The organism is Streptomyces sp. NPDC001415, assembly GCF_053597395.1.
The window spans coordinates 50,669-76,226 of record NZ_JBSFIE010000023.1; the positions used below are offsets into that span (position 1 = coordinate 50,669).

Annotated in this window: 14 protein-coding genes; 10 read left to right on the top strand and 4 right to left on the bottom strand. The window is 73.0% G+C overall.

The features are described from left to right. Positions 1–152 precede the first annotated feature (152 nt). Positions 153–539, top strand: a complete 387-nt coding sequence (locus ACWC2B_RS26505; RefSeq protein ID WP_450720727.1) for a LysR family transcriptional regulator — start codon at positions 153–155, stop codon at positions 537–539. Here the strand turns inward: ACWC2B_RS26505 and ACWC2B_RS26510 are convergent. Then, entirely contained in the window at positions 445–1,530 is a 1,086-nt protein-coding gene (locus tag ACWC2B_RS26510) for a flavin monoamine oxidase family protein (protein ID WP_450720729.1), read from the bottom strand. The two genes, ACWC2B_RS26505 and ACWC2B_RS26510, sit on opposite strands and share 95 nt — an antisense overlap. A 1,018-nt stretch (positions 1,531–2,548) precedes the next feature. Here ACWC2B_RS26510 and ACWC2B_RS26515 point away from each other — a divergent pair. The 8 genes from ACWC2B_RS26515 (at position 2,549) to ACWC2B_RS26550 (ending at position 21,856) form a co-directional block, all read left to right on the top strand. After that, a complete protein-coding gene (locus tag ACWC2B_RS26515; RefSeq protein WP_450720731.1) occupies positions 2,549–7,636 on the top strand; it encodes an amino acid adenylation domain-containing protein in 5,088 nt (1,695 codons plus the stop codon). After that, positions 7,633–11,337: a type I polyketide synthase gene (locus tag ACWC2B_RS26520; RefSeq protein ID WP_450720733.1), complete on the top strand. Its 3,705-nt coding sequence runs from the start codon at positions 7,633–7,635 to the stop codon at positions 11,335–11,337. Before ACWC2B_RS26515 ends, ACWC2B_RS26520 begins: the two co-directional genes overlap by 4 nt. Beyond that, positions 11,334–12,635 carry an MFS transporter gene (locus ACWC2B_RS26525; protein WP_450720735.1) on the top strand — a complete coding sequence of 434 codons (1,302 nt, stop codon included), beginning with the start codon at positions 11,334–11,336 and terminating at the stop codon, positions 12,633–12,635. Before ACWC2B_RS26520 ends, ACWC2B_RS26525 begins: the two co-directional genes overlap by 4 nt. A 67-nt stretch (positions 12,636–12,702) precedes the next feature. Beyond that, positions 12,703–13,989, top strand: coding sequence for a cytochrome P450 family protein (locus ACWC2B_RS26530; RefSeq protein WP_450720737.1), 1,287 nt, complete (start codon positions 12,703–12,705; stop codon positions 13,987–13,989). A 47-nt stretch (positions 13,990–14,036) separates the two neighbouring features. Further along, a complete protein-coding gene (locus tag ACWC2B_RS26535) occupies positions 14,037–14,753 on the top strand; it encodes an SDR family oxidoreductase (protein ID WP_450720739.1) in 717 nt (238 codons plus the stop codon). Positions 14,754–15,106: 353 nt separating this feature from the next. Continuing rightward, positions 15,107–19,981 (top strand): amino acid adenylation domain-containing protein, encoded by a 4,875-nt coding sequence (locus ACWC2B_RS26540; protein WP_450720741.1) that lies wholly within the window; start codon positions 15,107–15,109, stop codon positions 19,979–19,981. Positions 19,982–20,065: 84 nt separating this feature from the next. Further along, the gene (locus ACWC2B_RS26545) at positions 20,066–20,902 is read left to right on the top strand and encodes a patatin-like phospholipase family protein (protein ID WP_450720743.1); all 837 of its coding nucleotides are present in this window, start codon (positions 20,066–20,068) and stop codon (positions 20,900–20,902) included. Positions 20,903–20,995: 93 nt separating this feature from the next. After that, the gene (locus tag ACWC2B_RS26550) at positions 20,996–21,856 is read left to right on the top strand and encodes a spermidine synthase (protein ID WP_450720745.1); all 861 of its coding nucleotides are present in this window, start codon (positions 20,996–20,998) and stop codon (positions 21,854–21,856) included. Here ACWC2B_RS26550 and ACWC2B_RS26555 read toward each other — a convergent pair. Together ACWC2B_RS26555 and ACWC2B_RS26560 are read right to left on the bottom strand one after the other, a co-directional pair. Then, positions 21,818–23,116: an MFS transporter gene (locus tag ACWC2B_RS26555; RefSeq protein ID WP_450720747.1), complete on the bottom strand. Its 1,299-nt coding sequence runs from the start codon at positions 23,114–23,116 to the stop codon at positions 21,818–21,820. The genes ACWC2B_RS26550 and ACWC2B_RS26555 overlap by 39 nt on opposite strands. Positions 23,117–23,221: 105 nt before the next feature. After that, on the bottom strand, positions 23,222–24,268 hold the full coding sequence (locus ACWC2B_RS26560) for a hypothetical protein (protein ID WP_450720749.1): 1,047 nt from the start codon (positions 24,266–24,268) through the stop codon (positions 23,222–23,224). Positions 24,269–24,378: 110 nt separating this feature from the next. Here ACWC2B_RS26560 and ACWC2B_RS26565 point away from each other — a divergent pair, with 110 nt between their 5' ends. Continuing rightward, positions 24,379–24,825: a DUF4442 domain-containing protein gene (locus ACWC2B_RS26565; protein ID WP_450720833.1), complete on the top strand. Its 447-nt coding sequence runs from the start codon at positions 24,379–24,381 to the stop codon at positions 24,823–24,825. A 119-nt stretch (positions 24,826–24,944) separates the two neighbouring features. On the opposite strand, the gene ACWC2B_RS26570 is transcribed toward ACWC2B_RS26565, so the two are convergent. After that, complete coding sequence (locus ACWC2B_RS26570) at positions 24,945–25,529, bottom strand: isochorismatase family protein (protein ID WP_450720751.1); 585 nt, start codon at positions 25,527–25,529, stop codon at positions 24,945–24,947. Between the last annotated feature and the right edge of the window lie 29 nt (positions 25,530–25,558).

The window sequence follows — 25,558 nt, forward strand, 5'->3', positions numbered from 1 at the left end:
TTTACAGAATTTCTCGGACAATTGTCTCGGCCCTGTCGGCCGGTGTTTCCATGGTTATGGCTCACGTCGTGGCCGTGACGGCGTCCGTGGTCTGTCCGTTCTGCTCGCGCCGACAGCGCTGGTCCCATTGGTTCCACAGACAAGGGGCAAACGTGCTTGAACTGCGTGAAATCGAATGCCTCATCACCCTCAGCGAGCAGCTCCATTTCGGGCGGACGGGCAGCAAGCTGCGCATTTCGCAGTCGCGGGTGAGTCGCCTGCTGCGGGATGCCGAGCAGAAGGTCGGTGGCCAGCTCTTCGAGCGGAGCAGCCGGCATGTGCGGATGACCGCCCTGGGAAAGCTTCTGATCGACAGACTGTGGCCGCTGCACGAAGGGTTGAACGACGCCTGCGCCGATGCCGTCGCCCTGTCACGCGGCACCGCGGGCACCGCGCGGCTCGGATTCACCGGTGCCGCGGGCGGAGGATATGCGGCCAGGCTGATCCGCTCGGCACGCGCGTACGCCCCTGCGCGAACCGAACGGCCTCGCGTCCCGTGACGAAGCCGGTCAGGATGCCGACGCCGTCGCCGGGCGGGGAGTCGTCCACCGTGGACAGGAGCGGGCCATCGGCACTCACCGACCAGCCGGAGAGCCCGTGATCACGCCAGAGCGGGCGCGGGTACACGAGGTGCACCTTGACGGCGCAGCCCGGGACCGTGGTGGAACCGGCGCGACGGAAGGGCAGCCCCGGACGGTACTCGATGGCGTCGGCGAGCAGCGGGGGCACGGCGACGATGAGGGAGTCGGCCTCGTGGACACCCCGGTCGGTGTGCACGCGCACCGTGGAGCCGTGTTCCTCGACCACGCGCGCGGGCTCCCCGAGAAGGACCCGGTCCCCCAGCTTGGCGGCGAGCAACTCGCTCAGCCGATGGGCGCCCCCGTCGACCCGGTCCTCCTGCGCGCCGCCCGCGAACGCGTTGAGATAGCGGATGCCGCCGCCGGACTTCAGATAGAAGGCCATGTGCAGGACGGACACGTCGGCCGGGTCGGCGGCCATCATCTCGCCCAGGAACAGTGGGAAGAACAGCCGGGCGTCGGCGTGGTCGACATGCTGCCCGACCCATTCCGCCGCGCTGATCCGGTCCAGGCGCTCGGCGTCCGGCGTGAGCCACGGAGCGTCGGTGCGGACCGATCGGGTCACCTCGTCCAGGGCATCGAACAACTGCCCAAGGGCGACGGCGCTCAGGGGCGGGAAGCGGCCTTCGCTGCCCTGTGGGCCGCCGCCGAGGGAGAACCTGCTCCGGCCGTCGGTGGTGGTGGGCGTGGTGACCAGGCCCAGGCGGGCGATGAGGGACTTCAGTTCGGTGTGACGCTCGCCGAGGTAGGCGGCGCCCGCGTCCGCCCACTGGCCCGGGGCCGCTTCGATGCCGTGGGTACGGCCGCCCACCCGGTCGCGGGCCTCCAGTACCGTCACCTGCCGTCCCGCATCGGCGAGTGCGGTGGCGGCGGTGAGCCCGGCGAGCCCGGCTCCGACGATGAGGGTGGTCACGCGGTCACGCTCGCAATCAGCTCGGCCATGCGTCCCGCCATTGCTGTGACGTTGTACGGCGCCACCCGGGTATGCGCTGCCAGTCGGGTTCAGTCAATTCCTTGCGCTGATATGCGTAGAGCTGGTGAGGCATGCTTCCCCCGTTGGAATAAAGCCGGAAGCCCGAATGGGGGGAGTCGCGAATTCGCGCAGAGAGAGCGGAACGCCTGGGAATGCCCCCCCGTGTATCAGGCATGTTTCCTGCCGCTCACAGGGATCTTGGCTCAGGCCCATGACGTGATCAAGCGCGATATTCGCATCGTGTGATGCCCCTGGGGAATCGTCGCAGGTGAGAGGGGGTTCTGTCGCGCGTCAGTTCATCGCCTGTTCGTCTTCGCCGGGCGGAAACAGGCCGTTTTGCTGCGCGGGAAAGGGGAGGTCGTGCGGCTGCCCGACTGGCGGAACGGATGGGCACCTGCGGGCCGGCATGGCTGGTCCGCTCCCTTGGCGTCCGGGGATGGAAATCAGTCACGGCTGGGTCCCGTCGTGCCCTTCAGTTTCCGGCGCTATGGATGTCACCGCAGGTCAAAAGCTTATGCCTGGTAGGGGTTGGCGACTTTTCCAGCCAGAAGCCGGACCCTTCTTGCCCCCGGTGAGTGCCCGTTCGTAGATTGGAGGCCTCTTCGTGATCTTGAATGTTGTGGCTTGAATGCTGTGGGGGGAGCGAGCACATGGGGGAGCCGGCGATACGTCCGCCGGGGCGCAATCGGACAACGGCGTCCGTGCAGGAGACCAACGGGTGGCCGGCCGTGCTGTGACGCGGCCCCTCCCTGACACGACACACGACGACACGACACACGACTGCGATCGGCTTCGACCCCGGCTCCTGTCCGGTTCGGCGTTCGCGATCCTTCTTGTCCCACTGGGCCGTTGAGGCCTGAGTTCTCATCCCACATGTCCAGGCCTCGCGCATCGTGCGCCGAAGGCCAGTCCGGTGTGCTTGGCCGTCGCCGGGCACAACCGTCACGGAAAGGCTGTCATGGAAAGGCTGAGCGAGGTGCACGGGAGCGCTGGCGCGCTCGCAGCGACCGACGTGCCGGAGATACCGATTCCGGACAGCGGTCTGAGCGAGGTCTTCGAGAAGCAGGTCGCCGAGACACCCGACGCGGTCGCAGTCGAGTACGGGCCGAACGGTGAACACCGGCTCTCCTACACGGAGTTGAACGCCCGTGCCGATTCTCTAGCCCGGCGTCTCGTCGCCCACGGCGCCCGTCGCGGCGGCCGCGTCGGCGTGCTGGTCGAGCGGTCCGCCGCCGTTGTGGTGACCCTGCTCGCCCTCGCGAAGACGGGCGCCGCCTATGTGCCGCTCGACGCGCGTTCTCCCGAGGCGCGGCTGGGCGCGATCCTCGACGGCTCCGACTGCGTGCTGCTGGTGGTGGACGCGAGCACCGAGCAGCACCCCGTGGCGGCGGGGCGGCGCACCGTGCTGATCGGCGAGGGCGACGTGGCCGACGGCATGTCCGACGGAGTGCAACCGCCGTACGACGCCGCCGTCGACGAGCCGGGCGCCGAGGCACCCGGGGCCGACGACGTGCTGTGCGTCATGCACACCTCCGGGTCCACGGGCATCCCCAAGGGGGTGCGGGTCACGCACCGCAACCTGCTCGCCCTGGCGCTCGACCGCGTGTGGCGCGGCGGCGCCCACGAGCGGGTCCTGTTCCACTCGCCGCACGCCTTCGACGCCTCCGCGTACGAGATCTGGGTGCCGCTGCTGTCCGGCGGCCGCGTCGTGGTGGCCCCCGAGGAGATCAACGCCCCGCTCCTGCGACGCCTGGTGGGCAGTGGCCGGGTCACCGCACTGTGGCTCACCGCGGGCCTGTTCGGGGCGCTGGCCACCGGCGACCCGGGATGTCTGAACGGTGCCCGTGAGGTGTGGGCCGGCGGTGACGTGGTTCCGGCACACGCGGTGCGCCGTGTCGTCGACGCCTGCCCCGGGATCACCCTCTACAACGGCTACGGCCCGACCGAGACCACCACCTTCGCCACCCGCCACCGCATCCACCCCGGGCCGCCGGTGGACGGGGACATCCCCATCGGCCGCCCGATGGACCACACCCGCGTGTACCTCCTCGACGAGGAGCTGCGGCCCGTCACGGACGGGGAGACCGGGCAGCTGTACGTGGCCGGGGCGCATGTCACCGCCGGGTACGCGGGCGACGAGGCACTGACCCGGGAGCGGTTCCTGCCCGACCCGTTCGGCGAGCGGGGCGAGCGGATGTACGCCACCGGGGACCTGGCTCGCAAGGACGCGGCCGGTGACCTGCGGTACGTGGGGCGCGCCGACCGCCAGGTCAAGGTCAACGGGTTCCGCATCGAACCGGGGGAGACGGAGGCGGCGCTGGTGCGGCAGCCCTCCGTCGCCCAGGCGTCGGTCGTCGTCGACAAGGACGGAGACGGTGGTGGCCGGATGACGGCCTATGTCGTTCTCGAAGACGGAGCGCAGGACGGATCGGGGGACGGATCGGGCGTCGATGTCGTGGCGTTGTGCCGTGCCCTGCGGGACGAGCTGCCGTCCTATCTGGTGCCCGACGACGTGGTGACGCTGCCGCGCCTCCCGCTCACCACCAACGGCAAGATCGACCGCGCCCGGCTCGCCGAGACCTCGGGTGTGCCCGCCCTGGTGGAGCGCTGGGTGCGCCGCCGGCCGACCGAACCCGCCGTGCACGACCCGGTGACCGGCACCCGTCTGACGTATGCGCGGCTGTGGCAGCGCTCCGGGCGGCTCGCCGCCGCGCTCGCGGGCCGCGGCGTGGGGCCCGGTGACCTCGTGGCCGTGGACCTGCCCCGCTCCGCCGACCTAGTGGTGGCGTTCCTCGGCATCGCCCGCGCCGGTGCCGCGTACCTGCCGCTCGACCTCAAGGCGCCGCCCGAACGGGTCGCCGAGCTGCTGGCCGAGTCGGGTGCGGTCGCCGCGGTGGCCGGTGAGCGGACGCGTGTGCCGGCCTCGACTCCCGTACTGCACCCGGACGGTGGGGACGACGCCGGACGGCCTCCGGTGCTCGCCACCCGGTCCGGCGAGGACCCGCTGTACGTCACGTACACGTCCGGTTCGACGGGGCGCCCCAAGGGCGTCGCCGTACCGCACCGCGCGGTCGAGCGCTTGGTGGAAGGTGCCGAGTACTGCCCGATCGAGCCCGGCGACCGGGTGGCGAGCACCTGCAACCCGGCCTTCGACGTGACGACCTGCGAGATCTGGTCGACGCTCTGCGCGGGCGGCACCGTCGTGCCGCTGCCCACCGTCACCGACCTCGCCCTGGACGAATGGGTCGCGCTCGTCCGCGACCAGGGCATAGCTGTCATGTTCCTGACCACGTCGCTGTTCCACACCGCCGCCTGGGAACTGCCCGACGCCTTCTCCACCCTGCGCACCCTCGTCGTCGGCGGCGAGCAGCTCGACCTGGCCGCCACGCGCCGGGTGCTCGCCGCGGGCGGGCCACGGCGCCTGGTCAACGGGTACGGGCCCACCGAGGCGACGGCGTTCGCCACCTGGTTCCTGTGCACCGAGGAGAGCCTCGCCGGGCGTGAGCGCATCCCGATCGGCGGCCCACTGCAGCGCACCACCGCGTACGTCCTTGATGACGAGCTGCGGCAGGTGTCGGCCGGCGAGCCGGGGGAGCTCTGCCTGGGAGGGCCGGGGGTGGCGCTCGGCTACCTGCACCGCGAGGAGCTGACCGCCGAGCGGTTCGTCACCGTACCCGGCACCGGCGAACGCCTTTACCGCACCGGCGACTTGGCGCGCCTGCTGCCCGACGAAGAGCTGGAGATGCTCGGCCGGCGCGACCGGCAGGTCAAGCTGCGCGGCTTCCGCATCGAGTTGGAGGAGGTCGAGCGCGCCGCCGTGGCCACCGGTCTCGTCGAGGCCGCCTTCGTCGAGAAGACCGACGACAGCAATCTGGCGGCCTGCGTCCTGCCCGACGCGAGCACCGCCGTGGCCCGCCAGGACCTGCCCGGCGCCCTGTCCGCCCGCCTCGCCGAGCGGCTGCCCGAGTACATGATCCCGGCGCGCTGGCTGGTCCTGGACGAGCTGCCGATCGGCTCCACCGGCAAGGCGGACCGGGCCCGCATGCTCGAACTCCTCACCTCGCAGCCGGAACAGGACGGCTCGGCACCGCAGGTCGAAGACCTGCGCACGCCCACCGAGCGGACGCTGGCCGCGATGTGGTCGGAGCTCCTGGAGGTCCCCGTGACCTCGCGGGACGCCTCGTTCTTCGATCTCGGCGGGCACTCGCTGCGCGGCGTCACGCTGGTCGCCCGGATCCGGGAACGCCTGGGTGTGCGGCTGAGGCTGCGGGATCTGTTCCGCGCCCCGGTCCTCGCCGATCTGGCCGCACGCATCGACACCGAGGCGGAGCCCGGCGAACAGAGCCCGGCCGCCCAGCCGGTCCCTGCTCCGCAGGAGATCGAGGCCACCGCGTTCCAGCAGCAGATCTGGCTCGCCGAGACCCTCGATCCGCAACCCGGGCTCTACAACGTGCCGTTCGCCTGGCGGGTGGACGGGCACCTCGACACGGATCGGCTCGCCGCCGCCCTGGAGCGGGTGGTGGCGCGGCACGAGGCGCTGCGGACCACGTTCGCCCGGCGCGCGGACGGGCTGCGCCAGCTCGTCGGCGGGCCCTGGCGGCCGGAGATCGGGACCCGGCGGGCCGACGGGCAGGAGCATCTCGCGGCCCTGCTGCGGGCCGCTGCCGCCGACCCCTTCGACCTCGTGGCGGGACCGCTGCTGCGCGCAAGGCTGATCGACGGTCCCGACGGACAGGTCCTGGCCCTGACAGCGCATCACATCATCTTCGACGCCGGGTCGTTGCCGGTCCTGCTGGAGGATCTGCGCGAGGAATACGAAGCGGGCGGAACCGGCCCGCTTGGTGCGCCCGGGCCGCAGTTCCGGGAGCTGGCCGCCGTCACCGAGCGGCCCGACCCCGAAGCGCTCGCCCGCTGGACCGACAGGCTGAGCGACGCCCCCAGCCGGCTCGCCCTGGCCGCACCGGCGGCGCCCGAGCCGCACGGCACCGTGCCGCTCGATCTGCCCGACGGCCTGCTGCGGCGGATGCGCCCCCTCCAGGAACGCCTGGGTATGTCGTGGTTCATGGTGGCCTCCGCCGCGCTCGCCGCGCTGCTGCACCGTGTCACCGGTGACACCGCCCTGACCTTCGGGTTCCCCGTGAACACGCGAGAAGGCGACGGATTCGCGCGGGTCGTCGGCCCTTGCCTCAACACCGTGGTCGTGCCCTCCCGTTGTGGTGAGGACACGACGGTCGGCGAGCTCCTCGAAGCGGTCCGCGACAGTGTCCTCGACGCCCTGGAGGACGCGAACGTCCCCTTCGGGCACGTCGTCGAAGCCCTCAACCCGCCCCGCAGCGCGGGCGCGACCCCGTACCTCGACGTGGTGCTCGCTCCGCAGACGCGTGCGGAGACCCCGCCGCGCATCGGCGACGCGACCCTGTCGGCCCTGGAGGGCACACAGGGCAGCGCGACGTACGGGAAGTTCGCCCTGACCGTCGGCCTGACCGTGACGGGCGAGCGGCTGAGCGGGGAGCTCGTGTACCGGGGCGACCGGCTCTCGGCCGACGCCGTACGCGAACTGGCGCGCCTGTACCCGGCGTTCCTCGCGGCGTTCGCCGAGCAGAGCGGGACCACCCTGGCGCGGCTCGCGGCATCGCTCGGCGTCCCGGAGGGCGCCATGCGGGCCGAGGAGACGACCGCACCCGCGGTCGCGGCCGATGCCCCCGGCACTTCCCCCGCCTCCGACGTCGAACAACGCGTCGCCGCGATCTGGGCGTCCGTCCTCGGTCTCGACCCGGACCGGATGCCGGGAGGCGACGCCAACTTCTTCGACTGCGGCGGCACATCGCTGAAACTCGTCACCCTGCACGCCGAGCTGTGCCGGGCCTTCGGCACCGAACCGCCCATCCAGCGCCTGTTCGAGAGCACCACGGTCGGCGCCATGGCGCGCCTGGTCGAACGCCGCGACGAACAGCCGGCGGCAGCGGCGAACGCCGCGAGCGACCTCGACGCCCGCGCCGCCGCCCGCCGACGCACCCGCCGCCCCGGCACGGGGGGCCGCATATGAGCACCCAGTCCCACCCCTACGACTCCGAGACCGCGATCGCGGTCGTCGGCATGGCCTGCCGCTACCCGGGCGCGCCGGACGTGCGCGCCTTCTGGGGCGGGCTGCGCTCCGGCGCCGAAGGGATCACCCAGTTCAAGCGCGACGACCTCGTCGCGGCCGGCGTGGACCCCGACCTGGCGTGGCACCCCGACTACGTGGCGGCACGCGGCGTGCTCGACGGCTCCCGCCGATTCGACTGGCGTGCCTTCGGCTACAGCCGCGCCGAGGCCGCGTTGCTCGACCCGCAGCACCGCGTGTTCCTGGAATGCGCCGCCGCGGCGCTGGACGACGCGGCCCTCGACCCGGCCCGCTTCCGCGGCTGGATCGGCCTCTACGCCGGATCCGAGGGGCCCGTCCTGCCCGAGCGCGACGACGTGGACGCACTGGCCCAGATGATCGGCCGCCGGCCGGACTTCCTGACCACCCGCGCCGCGTACAAACTGGGGCTGCGCGGCCCGGCCGTGACCGTGCAGACCGCCTGCTCCACCTCGCTCACGGCCGTTCACACGGCGGTGCAGAGCCTGCTGGCGTACGAGTGCGACGCGGCCCTCGCCGGAGGAGTGTCCCTGACGCGGCAGGGCGAATGGGGCTACATGTACCAGGAAGGCGGCATCCTTTCGCCGGACGGGCGCTGCCGGCCCTTCGATGAGGAGGCGCGGGGCACCGTGCCCGGCGAGGGGGTCGGCATCGTCGTCCTCAAGCGGCTCGACGACGCCCTGCGCGACGACGATCACATCGCCGGTGTGCTGCTCGGCACCGCCCTCAACAACGACGGCAGCGACAAGATCGGCTACACCGCGCCGTCCCTCGCCGGACAGCGCGACGCGATCCTGCTCGCGCAGAAGACGGCCGGTATCGACCCGGCCGAGATCGGCTATGTGGAGGCGCACGGCACCGCCACCAAGATGGGCGACCCGGTCGAACTCCAGGCGCTCACCGACGCGTTCCGCACCTCGACCGATGCGGTGGGCAGCTGCTGGATCGGAGCCGTCAAGAGCAACATCGGGCACACGGGCTCCGCGTCCGGCGTCGCGGGACTCATCAAGACGCTGCTCATGCTGGAACACGGCGAACTCGTCCCCACCCTCCACTACCAGCGGCCCAACCCGCTGCTCGGCCTGGACAAGACCCCCTTCAAGGTGTCCGCGCGGCACGCCCCGTGGCCCGAGCCCGAAGGACACCGGCCCCGGCTCGCCGCCGTCAGCTCCTTCGGGGTCGGCGGCACCAACGCCCATGTGGTGCTGGCCGAGTCCCCGGTGCGGGCCGTGCCCACCGCCACGCGCGGCGGGGCCCGGCTGCTCGCCGTGTCCGGCACCTCGGCACGCTCGCGTGACGCCCTGCGCGAAGAGCTGGCAGACCTCTTCGAGTCCGACGCCGCGCACGAGGAGAGCGCGAGGACGCCCACGCGGGACGGGGCGACCGGCGACGAGCTGTTCGCGCAGGCCGCCCGGACCCTCGCCGACCGTCCACGCCACCCCTGGCGCCAGGCTGTCGTCGCCGACAGCCCCGCGAGCGCGGCCCCCGCCCTGCGCGCGGCAGCACCGGCCGTACCGGGTGCGGGCCTCGACCGGGTCGCCTTCCTGCTGCCGGGCCAGGGCACCCTCACGGATGCGGCGGGCGCCGCCGCGTACCGGCTGCAGCCCTCTTTCCGTGCCGCCTTCGACACCTGGCGGGAGACGGTGCGCGACGTGTGCGGGGTCGACCTCGCCCCCGTCGTCGACGAACAGGCCGCACCGCCCGGGTGGTTCGAGGACACGGTGCACCAGCAGCTCGGGCTGCTCGCGCTCGGGCACGCGCTCGGCCGCCGCCTCATGGACGTCGGTGTGACGCCGAGCGCCCTGCTCGGCAACAGCATCGGCGAGTACACGGCCGCGGTCCTCGCCGGGGTGTGGACCCCCGAGCAGGGCGCCCGTCTGGTGCACGCCCGGGCCACCGCCATGCGGGACACCGCGCCCGGCCGGATGGCCGCCGTCACCGCGTCCGCCGCCGAACTGACCCACCGCCTGGGCGAGGCCCACGCCGGTGTCGAGGTCGCGGTCGCCGGGCCGGGCCGCACCGTCCTGTCCGGCCCCAGCGCCGCCATGGACCGGCTGCTGGACAGCGACACCCTCGCAGGGCTCGACGTACGCCCCCTGGAAGTGCGGCACGCCTTCCACTCCTCCGCCATGACGGAGGCGGCCGACGCCCTGCGCGCCGCCTTCGCCGCCGTGCCCGCCCAGCCACCGGCGCTGCGCATGGTGGCCAACACCACCGGCACCTGGGCCGACCCCGAGCACCTGCGCACGCCCGACTACTGGGCGGCCCAACTGCGGGGCACCGTACGCCTGGAGGACGGCCTGACCGCCCTCCTCGACGCGGACTGCGACCTGTACGTCGAGCTGGGCCCCGGAACGTCGACGATCGGGGCGCTGCGCCGGCACACCGCGTGGGACCCGGCACACACGACCCTGCCGCTCATCGGCGGCGACGCGGACCGCGCCGAGGTCACACTCCTGCGCGCCCTGGGCACGCTGTGGGAGCGGGGCGCCGACATCGACCTCGCGGAACTCGCCGGTACGCCCCGGCCCCGGCGGCGCTCGCTGCCCGTGCCGGCCTTCGACCCGGTGGAGCCGGACGACGATGCCGCTGTCACCGCCGACAGGGACACCTCCTCACCCGCCCCGCAGCAGCCGGCCGGACCGGGAGGGGACAGCGGCGGAGCAACGCGCACCGTCGAACGACTCTGGTGCTCCGCCCTCGGCACGACCGGCGCCCGTGCCGACGACGACTTCCTCGCGCTCGGCGGGGAGTCCCTCACGGCGGTGGTCCTGATGGGCGACGTACGACGGCACACCTCCGTCGCGGTCCCGGTGGCCGACTTCCTCGCGCGTCCGACCTTCGGCAACCTGCTCGCCCTCGTCGAGCGGGCCGCCGAGGCGGCGACGCCACCGGGAACGGTCCCGCTGCGGCGGGGCGCGGGCCGCCCGGTGTTCCTGGTAGCCGACTCGCTGGACAGCACCGCCGGATACCGGGAGCTGGCCGCCGCGCTCGACACCAGCCGGCCGGTGTACGGGCTGGAGAGCGAGCACGCTCTCGGCGCGTCCGTCGGGGAGATCGCCGAGCGGCACGTCGCCGCGCTGCGCGCCGTGCAGCCGGAAGGCCCGTACACGCTCGGCGGCTGGTCCTTCGGCGCCGTCGTCGCCCAGGAGGCCGCGCGGCAGCTCACCGACGCGGGGGAGCGGGTGGACGTGCTGCTGTGCCTGGACGGGTACGCGCCCGACCGGAAGGGACGGCCCGTGGCCACCGACCCGGCCTTCCTCGCCGCCCAACTGCGCCTCCAGGCGGACGTGTTGCTCGGACGCGGCACGTTCGGGGCGAAACTGGCCCGCGCGCCCCGGATGCGCCGGATCTTCCTCTCCCGTATCCGCGCGCTGCTGCGCCACCGGCCGCGGCCGGTGCCCTGCCCCGCCGTCGTCCTCACGGCGGCGGCGCGCCCCGCCGACGCGGCTCGAATCCGGCGGGGGCTCGCACCCCTGCACTCGTCCATCGAGATCAGGCCCGTTCCCGGCGACCACTGGTCGATGCTGACCGCACCCCAGGTCGCCGCCGTCGCCCGCGAGGCGGGCCGGGCGCTCGCCCGTCACGGGCACACCGGCAGCACAGAAGGCGAGACCCGCCCGTGACCCGATCCGAGACGCCGACCGAGCCGACCGCTGTCGGCACCGTGCCCGATGCGGACGTTCCCCTCATCCGCAACCGCGACTTCCAGGCCCTGTGGATCAGCCGCTTCCTCGCGTCCATCGGCAAGGAGTCCGTCGAGGTCGCCTACCCGCTGCTGATCCTCGCCATCACCGGCAGGGCGGCCTACGCGGGCGCCATCGGCGCGGTGCAGCTGCTCGTCGCCGGTGCCACTTCGATCTGGGGCGGAACGCTCGCCGACCGCATGGACCGGCGCCGCCTGATGATCCTGTGCGATGCCGGACGGGCCGTCCTGCTCGGCCTGTTCAGCCTGCTCGTCGTCAGCGGCCACGCGAACGTCCCCTCCGTCTTCGCCCTCGTCGGGCTCTCCGCGCTGTGCCTGGGGCTGTCCGAGCCGCCCGCACTCGCCGCGATCAAGCAGGTGGTGCCGCCCTCGCAGCTGACGAAGGCCACCGCGCAGAACCAGATCCGGCCGCTGGGCGCCACTGTCGCCGGTGCCCCGCTGGGCAGCTCGCTGTTCGGGGTGGCGCGTTCCCTGCCCTTCGTCGCGACCGGCCTGGCCTTCGCCGCCGCCGCCGTCTCGCTGCTCTTCGTGCGCAAGCCGCTCCAGGCCGCGCCTGTCGCGGGCGGTGAGCGCGGCAAGGCGAGGGAAGGGTTCCGGTTCATCCGGCGCACGCCGGTGCTGCTCGTCTGGATCGTGTGGATCATGGGCTCCAACATGGCGTTCAACCACACCGGCGCCTTTCTCGCACTGATCGCCGCAGGCAAGGACCGGGGAGCCTCAGAAGGCTCGATCAGCCTCATGCTCAGCATCGCCGGAGCCGGCGGCCTGGTCGGCGCGGCCCTGGCGACCTGGGCTCTGAAACGGCTGAAGCCCGCCACCCTGTTCCTCGCGGCGGCGTGGATCGGCCCCGTCGCGGCCGTCCTCCTGATGACCGTGCCCGGAGTGATCTCGCTCGGCGTCGTACTCGGCCTCGTCTTCCTGCGCGGTCCGATCGTGAACGCCCTGTTCTTCGCCTACGTCGCCGTGCTCGTCCCCGACCGGATGCAAGGCCGCGTGATGGGAGCCGTCACCTTCCTCGCCTACGTCGCCCAGCCGCTCGGCATCCTCGCGATCGGCACCATCTTCGACGCGGGCGGAGCCCCCTGGGTGTTCGCCTTCATGGGCCTCGTGTCGACTCTGGCCGCGCTGCCCACCCTGACCGGCCTGATACGGCGACTGCCCGCCCCCGAGCAACTGGCGGAGAGGGAGGAGGAGCACCCCGCTCCGGAAACCCCCTGACCGCCCCCCTGACGCCCCACCGACTTCCGCCGTACCAGGCACATCTGCCCTGACCGAGGAGTGAGCAGTGTCCGCCCTTCCCGAGGATTCCCGGTGCCCGTTCTCGGGTGACGAGCCCGTCGTTCCGGCCCAGTACGTCACCTGCCCCGGCTCCGATCCGCACTCCGCCGCCGCGCGGCTGCGCGAGCGCGGTCCCGTCCACCCCATCGACTTTCCGGCGGGCTCCGCCGACCACGCGTACGTCGTCGTCGACCACGCGAGCGTCCTGCACGCCTTCGGTGACCCGGGCATCTCCAAGACCCTGGAGGCGGCACCCGCCTGGTTCCGCGAACAGACCGTGCAGAGCAGTTCCGTGCTCACCAGCAACATGCTGCTCGCCGACCCGCCCGAGCACACCCGGCTGCGCAAACTCGTCAGCCGGGCGTTCCTGCCGCGCCGCATGGAACTGCTGCGCCCGCGCGTCCAGGAGATCACCGACGACCTCATCGACGCGTTCCCCGAATCCGGCGAGTTCGACCTCCTGGAGGCCTTCGCGCTGCCGCTGCCGATGATGGTGATCTGCGCGTTCCTCGGCGTCCCCTACGCCGACCGGGACCGGTTCATCGACTGGGGCCGGGTGCTCAGCCAGGACCCGAGCCAGGAGGGCGAGGCCGCCCTGGAGCGCAAGCGCGTCAACGACCAGGTCGTGGAGTACTTCACCGACGTGCTGGCCCAGCGTCGTGCCCGGCCGCAGGAAGACCTGCTCGGCGACCTGGTGCGCGCCGCCGACGAGGACGGCATGTTCACCGACGAGGAACTCGTCTCCACCGCCATCTTCCTCGTCATCGCCGGCCACAAGACCACCGCCAACCTCGTCGGCAACGGCGTCTGGGCCCTGCTCCGCCACCCCGACCAGCTCGAACTCCTCCGCGCCAGGCCGGAGTTGACCGACTCGGCGATCGAGGAGTTCTTGCGCTACGAAGGCTCGGTCGACCGCGGAACGCTGCGCACCGCCGCCCGGGATCTGACTCTCGGCGGACAGGACGTCCCGTCGGGCAGCTTCGTCCACCTGTCGGTGTCCGCCGCCAACCGCGACCCCGCGGTCTTCGCCGAACCCGACCGCTTCGACATCACCCGCTCGCCCAACCGCCACCTGACCTTCGGGTACGGCCCCCACTTCTGCGCCGGCGCACCGCTCGCCCGGCTCGAAGGGCGCATCGCCTTCGAGACGCTGCTGCGCCGCATCCCGGACATCGCGTGCACGGTGCCGCCTGAGACGCTGACGTGGGTCGCGGACAGTTCCATCAGCCGCGGCCTGGAACGGCTCCCCGTCCGCATCGCGGGCAAGCGGCCGCGCCACCCGGACACCTTCTGACACGTGATCACAGAACCGCAGAACTCGTAGAGCAGGAGCACCACTTCATGACTGACGAAGCCACCGCCCCCGTAGCCCTGATCACCGGCGGATCCAGCGGCATCGGCGCGGCCACCGCCCGCAGACTCCTCGCCGAGGGGCACCGCGTCGCCGTCACCGGCCGCAGCGGCGAACGGCTGCAGAGCTTCGCCGAGGAGACCGCCGCCAAGCCCGGCACCCTCCTCACGCTCCCCGGCGACGCAGGCGACCACGCCTGCGTCGAGGCCGCCGTGCGCGCCACCCTGGACGCGTACGGCCGCATCGACACGGTCGTCGCCAACGCCGGGTACGCCACGCACGACACGCTCGACGCCGGCGACCCGGCCGGGTGGCGCGACATGGTCCTCACCAACGTGCTCGGCCCCGCCCTCCTCATCCACTACGCGCTGCCCGCGCTCAAGGAGGCGCGCGGCCGGATCGTGCTGATCGGCAGCGTCGCCGGCGTCGTCTACACGCCCGGCAACATCTACGGTGCCACCAAGTGGGCGGTCACCGGCCTCGCCGAGAACACCCGCCGCATGGTCACGGCCGACGGCGTCGGTGTCACCCTGGTCGCCCCCGGACGGGTCGAGACCGGCTTCTGGGATGCCGCGGGCGGCGCACCTCAGGGCGGCATCAACCTCACCGCGGACCAGATCGCCGACTCGGTGGTGTGGGCCGTGCGCCAGCCCGCCGGCGTCGACATCAACTCCGTCGTGGTCCGCCCGGTCGGCCAGATGGTCTGACCCTCGGTCAGCGCGACGCCCGCCCCGCGTGGGTGCCCTGGACGAGGGGCGCCCACGCGGGGGGAGGGCCGCGCGAGGGAGGGCGGCCGTCATCGGCCACGCCCGTGCCGTCCTCCTCACCCCGCTCTCCTCCCGCCCTCTGCGCCCCGACCGCCGGGGAGGCGCCACCTCTCGCGTCCGATCTGCCCGCCCCTCGCCTTCCGCCTTCGCCCACTCCCGGCCCGTGGGCCGACGACCGCGGCCGCGCGAGTGCGGCCGCCACCCCGCCCTGCCAGGACGCCCGCACGCGTCCTCGCCCTTTCGCAGCCCCCTGCCCACATCACCCCGCCCCGCAGCACCCCAGGAGCGCAGTCATGTCCACCGAGACGTCCGCCACGGTCCCCGCCCCGGCACACGAAACCTCGGCCGGCGACCCGCACACCGCACACGACCGGCTCCGCGCCGACCTGGCCCGCATATGGGGCGACGTGCTCGGCACCGGGCCGGTCGACGCCACGGCCGACTTCACCGAACTCGGCGGCAACTCCCTGCAGGCCGCCCGGATCGCCGCCCGCGTCCGCACCCGCCTCGGCACCCACGTGAGCGTGGCCGAACTCTTCGAGCACGGCACCGTCACCGCCCTGGCCCGCCTGCTCGCCGACCGGCCCCGCGACACCGGTGACGCCCTGACCCCGGTGACCCCCGCTCCCGGCGACGGCCCGCTGCTCGCCCCGGCCCAGCGCCGCCTCTGGTTCCTCGACCAGCTCAGCCCCGCCGCGGGCACCGCGTACAACGTGCCCGCCCTCACCCGGCTGCGCGGCCCGCTCGACAGCACGGCCCTCTACGCCGCCTGGCAGGACGTGGCCGACCGGCACGAACAGCTGCGCACCGTGTTCACCTTCACCGGCGACGTGCTGCACGCCGAGCCGACCGACAGCCGGGCCGGACTCGACCTCGTCGACCTGACCGGCCAGCCCGACCCGTACGGTCACGGCCTGCGCGCGGCCGACGAACGCGCGGCCCAGCACATCGACCTCGCCAGTGGCCCCCTGGCCCGGCTCACCCTGTACCGGCTCGCCGCCGACGATCACCTGCTCCTCCTGGTCCTGCCGCACCTGGTCTCCGACGGCCGCACCCTGGACGTCATCGACCGGGACCTCGCCCACGCCTACCGCCGCCGCACGGGCGGCGCACAGGCGCGGGAGCTGCCCGAACTCACCCTGGAATACCGGGACTTCGCCCGCTGGTCGGCCGGCCTGGACGCCGAACGCCTCCTCGCGGCATGGCGCCCCCGCCTCACGGGCGCACCCACCGTCCTCGACCTGCCCGCCGACCACCCCCGCCCGGCGACCCGCTCACACCGCGGCCACCGGCTCACCCGGCACACCACCGGCGCCCTGCTCACCGCGGCGGGCCGGCTCGCCGCCGCCACCCGCACCACCCCGTACGCGGTGACCCTCACCGCCTACGCCACGCTGCTCGGCGAACTCACGGGCCAGGAAGACCTGTTGGTCGCGACCCCCATGGACGGGCGCCCCGATCCGGCTCTGGAGGACGTCGTCGGCTTCTTCGCCACCACCGTGCCGCTGCGGCTGCGCCCGTGCGGCGACCCCGGCCGTCCCGGCGCGTTCCGGCGGGCGGTGAAGGAGACGCACGGCGTGGTGCTGGACGCCGCGAACGACCAGCACGTGCCCTTCGAGCGACTCGCCGCCGAACTCACCTCCGCGGGCGACCTGTCCCGCACCCCGCTGACCCAGGTGGCCCTCGCCTACCAGGGCCGCCGCCGTCCACTCGCCCGGCTCGACGGCCTCGACGCCGAGCCCCTGCCCGTGGACAACGGCACCGCCAAATTCGACCTCACCGTCGAGATCCACGAGCTGGGCGACGAGTTCGAGGTCACCGTCGAATACGCCACGGACCTGTTCACCCGGGAGCGGGCCCAGCGGATGCTCGACCGCTATCTGGAGATCCTCGGTGCGGCGGTGCACGCGCCCGAGGCGCCGGAAGCGGCCGATCCCCATCAGGCACCGGCCGTACGGCAGTCCACTCAGGACGTGGCCGATCCGCGCTGCCTGCACGAGATCTTCGCCGAGACCGCCGCCCGGCACCCGCACTCCGTCGCCGTCACCGACGGCACCCGCAGCCTCACCTACGCCGAGCTCGACCGCGCCGCCAACCGGCTCGCCCACCGCCTGCGCGCCCACGGCGCAGCTCCGGAGAGCCTCGTGGGCCTGTGCGCCGAGCGGACCGTGGACCTCGTCGTCGGCCTCCTCGCCGTCCTCAAGTCCGGTGCCGGCTACCTGCCGCTCGACCCCCGGCACCCGGCCGCCCGGCTGCGCGACACCCTCGCCGACGCCGAGTGCCGCATCCTGCTCGGCGACTCGGCGTCCTGCGCCCCGCTGCTCGACGGCGAGGCCCCCGCCTTCGTACCGCTGACCGCCGACGGCGAAGCCGGACCGGACCAGGCGCCCGCGCCCCACCCCGGCGCCGGGCCCGACACCACCGCGTACGTCATCTACACCTCAGGCTCCACGGGCCGCCCCAAGGGCGTCGTCGTCACCCACACCAACGTGACCCGCCTGTTCACCGCCACCCGGCACGACTTCGGCTTCGGCGCCGACGACGTGTGGACCCTCTTCCACTCCATCGCCTTCGACTTCTCCGTGTGGGAGCTGTGGGGGCCGTTGCTGCACGGCGGCCGGCTCGTCGTCGTGCCGTACCTGACCAGCCGGGACCCTCACGCGTTCCTGGACCTGCTGCGCACCCAGCGGGTCACCGTCCTCAACCAGACGCCCACCGCCTTCCGGCAGCTCGCCGCGGCGGCCGAGGACGCCGGTCACCCCGAACTCGCCCTGCGTACCGTCGTGTTCGGCGGCGAGGCCCTCGACCCGGCCACCCTCGAAGACTGGGTCGCCGCCTACGGCATCCGCAAGCCACGCCTGGTCAACATGTACGGCATCACCGAGACCACCGTGCACGTCACCGTCCGCCCGCTCGCGCTCGCCGACCTCTCCGGTTCCCTCAGCCCCATCGGCCGCCCCATATCCGACCTCCGCGTCCATGTCCTGGACGCGGACATGAACGAGGTCCCGGACGGCACCGAGGGCGAGATGTACGTGGGCGGCCCCGGCGTCGCACGCGGCTACCTCAACCGCCCCGAGCTCACCGAACAGCGATTCGTGCCCGACCCGTTCGGCGCTCCGGGGGAGCGCCTGTACCGCTCCGGCGATCTCGCGGTGCGACGGGAGGACGGCGAACTCGAATACCGTGGCCGCATCGACCACCAGGTCAAACTGAACGGCTTCCGCATCGAACTCGGCGAGATCGAACGGGCCCTCCTCGACCAGCCCGGCGTCCGCGCCGCCGCCTGCGTCCTGCGCGAGGACACTCCCGGCCTGCCCCGCCTCGTCGGCTACGTCGTCCCCGCACCCGGCCACGACGACCTGCGGCCGGCCAGTCTGCGCGAGGCGTTGAGCGTACGGCTGCCCGCCCACATGCTCCCGGCCGCCGTCGTCCCCCTCGCCGAACTTCCGCTGACCGGCAACGGCAAGCTCGACCGCGACCGCCTGCCCGCCCCCGGGACCAACCGCGCCACCCCCGCCGAGCACCGGACGACCGGGCCCCGCACCCCCGCCGAGCACACGCTCGCCGCCGTCTGGCGCCAGGTCCTCGACGTGCCCGACCTGGGTGTCGACGACAACTTCTTCGCGCTCGGCGGCGACTCGCTGCGCGCCGTCCGGGTCGCCGCGCTCGCCCGCGAGGCCGGCCTTCCGGTCTCGATCGAGCAGATCTTCCTCCACCCGAGCGTGGCCGGCCTCGCCGCGGCCGCGGTCATACGGGACGAGCGCCCCGCGCCCACCCCGGCCGCCTGCTCGACGACCCTCGCCGACCTGGACCCCTCCCAACTGCCCGCCGGTACCGTCGACGCCTATCCCACCGCGGCGATGCAGCTCGGCATCCTCTACGAGTGCGAGTTCGCCGAGGACGAGACCCCCGGCCTCTACCACGACCTGATCAGCGTCCGCCTCGACAGCCCCTTCGACCGCACCGCCCTCGAACGCGCCCTGGCCACGCTGACAGCACGCCACGCCATCCTGCGTACCTCCTTCCTCCTCGGCACCTTCCGCGAACCGATGCAACTCGTCGCCGAGACCGCGCGGATCCCCCTGACCGTCGAGGACCACCAGGCGCCGCGACCGGACGCCAAGACCCACGAACACCTGCTCCGCACCTGGTGGGACGGGGAGAAGGCGGACCTCTTCGACACCGAGCACGCCCCGCTCGTGCGCTGCCATGTGCTGCGCACCGACCCCGACAGCTTCCAGCTCTCCCTCGCCGTGCACCACGCGATCCTCGACGGCTGGAGCCTCGCCCTGCTCGCCACCGAACTCCTCCTCGCCTACGACGACGAACTGAGCCCCGACACCACCGAGCCCGCCCTGCCGCCCGCGACCGGCGCTCGCTACCGCGACTTCGTCGCCGCCGAACAGCGCGCCCAGGCCGACCCGGCCGCCCGCACCTGGTGGGAGGAGCTGCTGCGGCAGGAGGGCGAGCCCGCCGCTCTCCCGCTCGACCCGGGCGGCGCCGCCGAGGACGAGTTCGCCTTCCACGTACCGCTGCCCGAGCACCTGGACACCGCCCTCGACGAGACGGCGGCCCGCCTCGGCCTGCCGGTCAAGAGTCTCTTCCTCGCCGCCCACGTCCGGGCCCTCGCCGAACTCACCGCGTCCGACCGCACGGTGACGGCCGTCCAGGTCAACGGACGCCTGGAAGAACCCGGATCGGACCGCGTCCTGGGTCTGCTCCTGAACATGGTGCCGCTGCACCTCACCGCCCGCGGCACCTGGGCCGAACTGGCCGGCGCCGCCTTCGACGCCGAACGCGAGCGCCAGCCGTACCGCCGCTACCCCCTCGCCGCGCTGCAACAGCTCACCGGAGGCGGCACCCCCCTCTTCAACGTCGCCTTCAACTACACCGACTTCCACGTCTTCGACGAGCTCGCCGAGCTGCGCGCGATCAGCCCGCGCGACTGGTGGTTCTCCGACCAGCACAGCTTCCCGCTCATGGTCGAGATCACCCGCACCCCGCACACCGGCCGGCGCGCCCTCGCCGTCACCCTCGGCGCCGGCAGCCCGTACGCGGCGACGGGCGCCCGCCTGGGCCGCCTGGTACTCCACGCCCTGCACGCCATCGCCGCGGACCCGCACGCGACGGTCTCTCCCACCGAGGTGACCGAACCTCGGCGATGAACCGCTCGGTGCCGCGACCGGCAGGCCCGCCTTCTCCAACACCCCGGGGGAGGCGGGCCGTTGGCGTTACGGCACACTGCGATCATGACGGACACTGCACTGGTACTCGGTTCGGGCGGCCTCACCGGAGTGGGCTGGGAGATCGGCATCCTGCACGGGCTCGCCGAAGCGGGCGTGGACCCGACCGACGCCGAACTCGTCGTCGGAAGCTCGGCGGGCGCGGTCGTCGGCGTGAACACCGCGGGCCAAAAATCCCTCGCCGAGCTCTACGAGCGTCAACTGGCCGACCCCAAGGGGGAGATCGCCGGCCGCCTGGGCGCGGGCAAGGTCTTCCGCTACGCCCGGGCCGTGATCGGCTCCCGTACGCCCGAGGACTACGGCGCGAAGATGGGCCGCATGGCGCTCGCCGCGGACACCCCGAGCGAGGCCGACCGGCGCGCGGTCATCGCCGGACGGCTGCTCACGCACGAGTGGCCCGAGCGGGCCCTGAAGCTCACCGCGGTCGCCGCCGACACCGGCGAGTTGAGGGTCTTCGACAAGGACAGCGGTGTCCCGCTCGTCGACGCGGTCGCCGCGAGCTGTGCGGTCCCGCTGGTCTGGCCCCCGGTCACCATCGAGGGGCGCAAGTGGATCGACGGCGGCCTGCACTCCACGGCCAACGCGCACCTCGCCGCCGGCTGCCGCCGCGTCGTGATCATCGCGCCCAGCCCGGCCGGCGGCGGCCCGCTCGATTCCCCCGCCGGCCAGGCCGCCAAGCTCACCGCGGCGGGCGCGAAGGTCGTGCTGATCACCCCCGACGCCGCGGCCAAGAGGGCCTTCGGGCGCAGCAGCCTCGACCCCGCGCGGCGCGCCCCGGCGGCCCGGGCCGGCCTCGCCCAGGCCCCGGCCCACGCCGCCGCCGTCAAGGCCCTCTGGGCCTGAGGGCCCGTGTCCGAACCCGCTCCGGGTCGGACACGGGCTCCGACATACGGGGCCCGGAGGCCAGTACCCGGCCGCACGGCGCACAATGGGACGGTGAACGACGACCCGCGCGCCGAACCGATACCCGTCATCCGGGAGGTCGACTGGGGCACCGCCAAGCTGCTGCCCGACGTCGACCGGGAGCGCGCCTGGCTCCTGACCGTGGACGGTGCCCCGCAGTCGTACGTGGACCTCGACGACCCCACGTACATCGAGTTCGAGTACATGCGCCGGCTCGCCCACGTCGTGGACTGCGCGGCCGACGAAGGTGCCCCGCTGGAGGTGCTGCACCTCGGCGGCGGGGCGCTCACCCTGCCCCGCTACGTCGCGGCGACCCGGCCGGGCTCGCGGCAGGACGTGGTGGACGCCGACCGCGCGCTCGTCCAACTCGTCCGCGAACACCTGCCGTTGCGCCCGGACGCCGGGATCACCCTGCACGCGGCGGACGCCAGGGCCTGGGCCGAAGGAGCGCCCGCGGCCTCCGTGGACCTGCTCGTCGCGGACGTCTTCGGCGGCTCACGCGTGCCCGCACACCTCACCTCGATCGAGTACGCACGCATCGCCCAGCGGGTCCTCAGACCCGGCGGCATCTACGCGGCCAACCTCGCGGACGGCGCGCCCTTCGCCTTCCTGCGCTCCCAACTCGCCACGTTCCAGGCGGTGTTCGCGGAGGTCGCGCTGATCGCCGAACCGTCGGTGCTGCGGGGGCGGCGCTTCGGGAACGCGGTGCTGCTCGCCTCGGAGCGCCCCCTGGACGTCGCGGCCCTCGCCCGGCGCACCGCGGGGGACGCCTTCCCGGCCCGGGTCGAACACGGCGACTCGCTGCGACGGTTCGTCGGGGACGCCCAGCCGGTGGGCGACGCGGACGCGCAGCCCTCACCCGAGCCGCCCGACGGCGCCTTCAGCATCGGCTGACACCCCGGGACCACCGGCGGCCACCGGCTCGGTGCGCCGGGTCAGGCCGCGTACCTCCGGCACGCACAGGACGGCGGCGGTGAGCAGCACGACCAGCGCCGAGCAGCCCCACAGCGCGGACGTGCGGCCGACCGCGCTCTGTGCGGGCCCGGCGAGCGCGGTGGCCAGCGGCACCATCGCGATCGAGCCCAGCCAGTCGTAGGCGGAGACGCGCGAGAGCTTCTCCTCGGGGATCTCCTGGTTGAGGGCGGTCATCCACGAGACGCCGAAGACCTCGATCGATACGCCTGTCACGAGCATGACCGCCGCGAGCGCGGGCACCGGCAGCGGCACCGCGAGCGCCGCCGAGGGCAGGGCCAGCGGGAAGACGCACAGGCTGCCCGCGAGCAGCAGCCGACGCGGCTTCCAACGCATCATCAGGAGCGCTCCGCAGAACGTGCCGACCCCGAACGCGGCGAGCGCCAGCCCCCACGGGCCGGGACCGCCCAGCTCGTCGCGGGCCACCAGCGGTCCGTACACCGCCTCGGCCGCCGCGACCACCGCGTTGACCACCGCGAACTGCACCACGATCGACCACAGCCACGGCCGGGTGATGAACTCCCGCCAGCCCTCGCGCAGATCGGAGATCATGCCGCCGCCGGCTTCGCGCGGCGGTAGGTGACTCACGTCGAGGAAGGCCCGCAGCGCGCCCGCCACCGCGAAGGCCGCCGCGTCGATCGCGAGCACCCAGCCCGCGCCGAGGACAGCGATCAGCGCGCCGCCGAGCGCGGCCCCGCCGATGCCCGCGCCGTGCATCGCCATCCGGTAGAACGCGAAGGCCCGGCCCGCCTCGGTGCCGCGCACGCTGGACATCAGCATGCCTTCGGAGGCGGGGCCGAAGAACGCCTGGCCCACGCCGCCGAGCGCGGTGAGCGCCATCATCTGCCACAGCCGGGCATCGCCGGTCAGGACGAGGAGCGCGAAGGCGCCCTGGGAAAGGAAGTTGAGGGCATTGGCGGCGACCATCACCCGGTGCCGGGGAAGCCGGTCGGCCAGCGCCCCGCCGACCAGGAGGAACAGCACGAGCGGCACGGTGCGGGCCGCCGCGACCAGGCCCACGTCGCCGCCGCTGCCGCCGGACTGGAGCACCGCGAACGCCGCCGCGATCAGCGCACCCTGGCTGCCCAGGTTGGTGACGACCGCGGCGGCGGTCAGCAGGGTGTAGTTGCGGCCCGCCCAGGACGGGCGGCGCGCAGGCGAAGGGGTGGCGGCGGAAGTCACTCAGGGACTATCGCCGCCGCCACCCCGTGGCGACAAACGGTTTGCGGCCTCGCCCGCATCAGGAACCCGGTCCCTTTCGGGACCGGATCGCAGCACCGGTACGCGTCAGGAACCGGAGTCGGTGACCGGGACGAGGCGGATGGTGCTGAGGATCTTCTGGATGGTTTCCTCGGGGACCGCGTCCGGCACGCCCGTGTTGGCGATGAGGCTCCACGCGGCGAGGTCGCCCTTGGCGGTCTTGAAGCCGAAGAGCACGGACTGGCCGTCGGTGGAGCACTTGTCCGTCTTCTTCACGCCCGTCGCCTTGGCGCGGACCACGCTGCCCTGAAGACCCGACTTGGTCGTGAACGGGACCGGCTTCTCGGAGGTGATGTGGGTCTTGTCCGGCTGGGTGTAGGCGTAGTACAGCCAGTCGTCGGCCTGCTCGGCCGCCTCGTCGGTCGACTTGGCGCCGTTCGCGCCCTTGGTGCCGACGCTGGCCAGCGCGGTGTTCTCGTCACGGCCGCTGCCGTTCTTGGCGGTGCACCACTTGGACTTGTAGTAGGCGGGGGCGGACATCATCATGCCGCCGAAGCCGTTGGGGTCCGCCTTGTCGGACCAGCCCACGCTCATGCCGGGGCTGTCGACCTCCCAGTCCGGCGGTACGTCGAAGGCGTCGCCCTTCTTGGGGTTCACCACGACCTTCCAGCCCGCGATCACCGGCTGGACCTCGGTGCCCGCGCCACGCGGGTTGGCGGCCGGGGAGGACGGCGCCGCCGGGGCCGAGGCCGGTGGCGACTTCTTGTCCTTGCCGTCGGCCTGTGGACTGCTCTTGCCGTCGTCGTTGAGGACCACCACGCCGGTCACGGCGGCGGCCACGACCACGGCGGTGGCCGCGATGATGGCGATGAGGGTGGTCTTCTTCTTGTCGTTGTTCTCCGGCGGCTGCGGCGGCCCGGGCGGGCTGCCCACCGGGTACTGCGGCACCGTCGGCTGCTGGTACGGGTTGGGCGTCTGGTAGCCCTGCGGCGGATATCCCGGCGGCTGCGTGGGCGGCTGCTGCCCCGGCTGCGCATAGGGATTCGGCTGCTGGTACCCCGGCTGCTGGTACGGGTTCTGATTCGGATCCTGCGGGTTCTGCTCGCCCCCGGGCGGCTGCTGTCCTGGCCACATGGCCAGTAACCATAGAGGGGCACTCCCGCTCCGGCTACGCCCGCCCCCGACAGGGGATGGCCAATGGCGGCTACTGATGGGTAACATCGGGCCCCATGAGCGCTGATCAGATGTCCGTGGGCGAGATGCTCGCCGCGACCGTCCCCATGGCCCGCACCCTGAACCTCGAATTCCTGGAGACCACCCCCGAGCGTGCGGTGGTACGGCTGCCGGACCAGGCCGAGTACCACAACCACGTGGGCGGACCGCACGCCGGAGCGATGTTCACGCTCGCCGAGTCCGCCAGCGGCGCCATCGTCATCGCCGCCTTCGGCGACCAGATGAACCGTGCGGTGCCGCTCGCCGTCAAGGCGGAGATCGGCTACAAGAAGCTCGCCATGGGCGTCGTCACCGCGACCGCGACGCTGGGCCGCCCCATCGCCGACGTGGTGGCCGAGCTGGACGCGGGGCAGCGCCCCGAGTTCCCCGTCGTCATCGAGATCCAGCGCGCGGACGGCGCCGTGACCGGCGAGATGACGGTTGTGTGGACGCTTCGCCCCCATGACCTGGGTAAATGAGCACCGTGGTGACGCGTGGGTCCCATAGGGGTCCCGCCTCCCTCTGATGACGTTCGGTCAAACCCCCGCCGGCAGGGCCGGCGGGGGCTCAGAGGTTTCTCTGCGGCGCGATGCGGGTGTTACGCGAGATCGGCAACCGTGGGGACGACGACGCCGTACAGCTCGGTGATCGTCGCCAGGGCGCCGTCGTGGATCTGCTGGGCGTCCATGTGGTTCTGGCCGGCGGCCGTCGTGGGCAGGGCGCGGGTGGCGCAGGCCTGGGCGACAACAGTGGGGCGGTGGCCGCTGAGGAAGGCGCCCTGGGCGGTGAACAGGACGCACATGTTGGTCATGAAGCCGGCGAGGACGACGTCCTTCTTGCCGGCCTTGTCGACCAGCTCGGCGAGGTCGGTGTTGTGGTACGCGTTCGGCGCGGACTTGATGACGGAGAGTTCGCCGTCGATGGGGGCGACCTCCGCGATGATCCGTCCGCCCTCGGAGTCGACGTCGTAGCCCTGGTCCTGTACGTGGATGACGGTGGCTCCGGCGGCGCGGGCGGCTTCGAGGAGCTTCTTGCCCTCGGCGACGGCGGCGGCGTGGCCGTCCAGCTCCATGGTTCCGCCGGTGTAGGTGTTCTGGAAGTCGATGAGGATGACGGTGGCGTCGGCGAGGGAGGCGGGCGTCTCGTCGAAGCTGTTGAGCTGGCGCAGGGTGGTCGTGGCCATCGGGTCCTCTTCGGGTAGGAGTGTGCGAG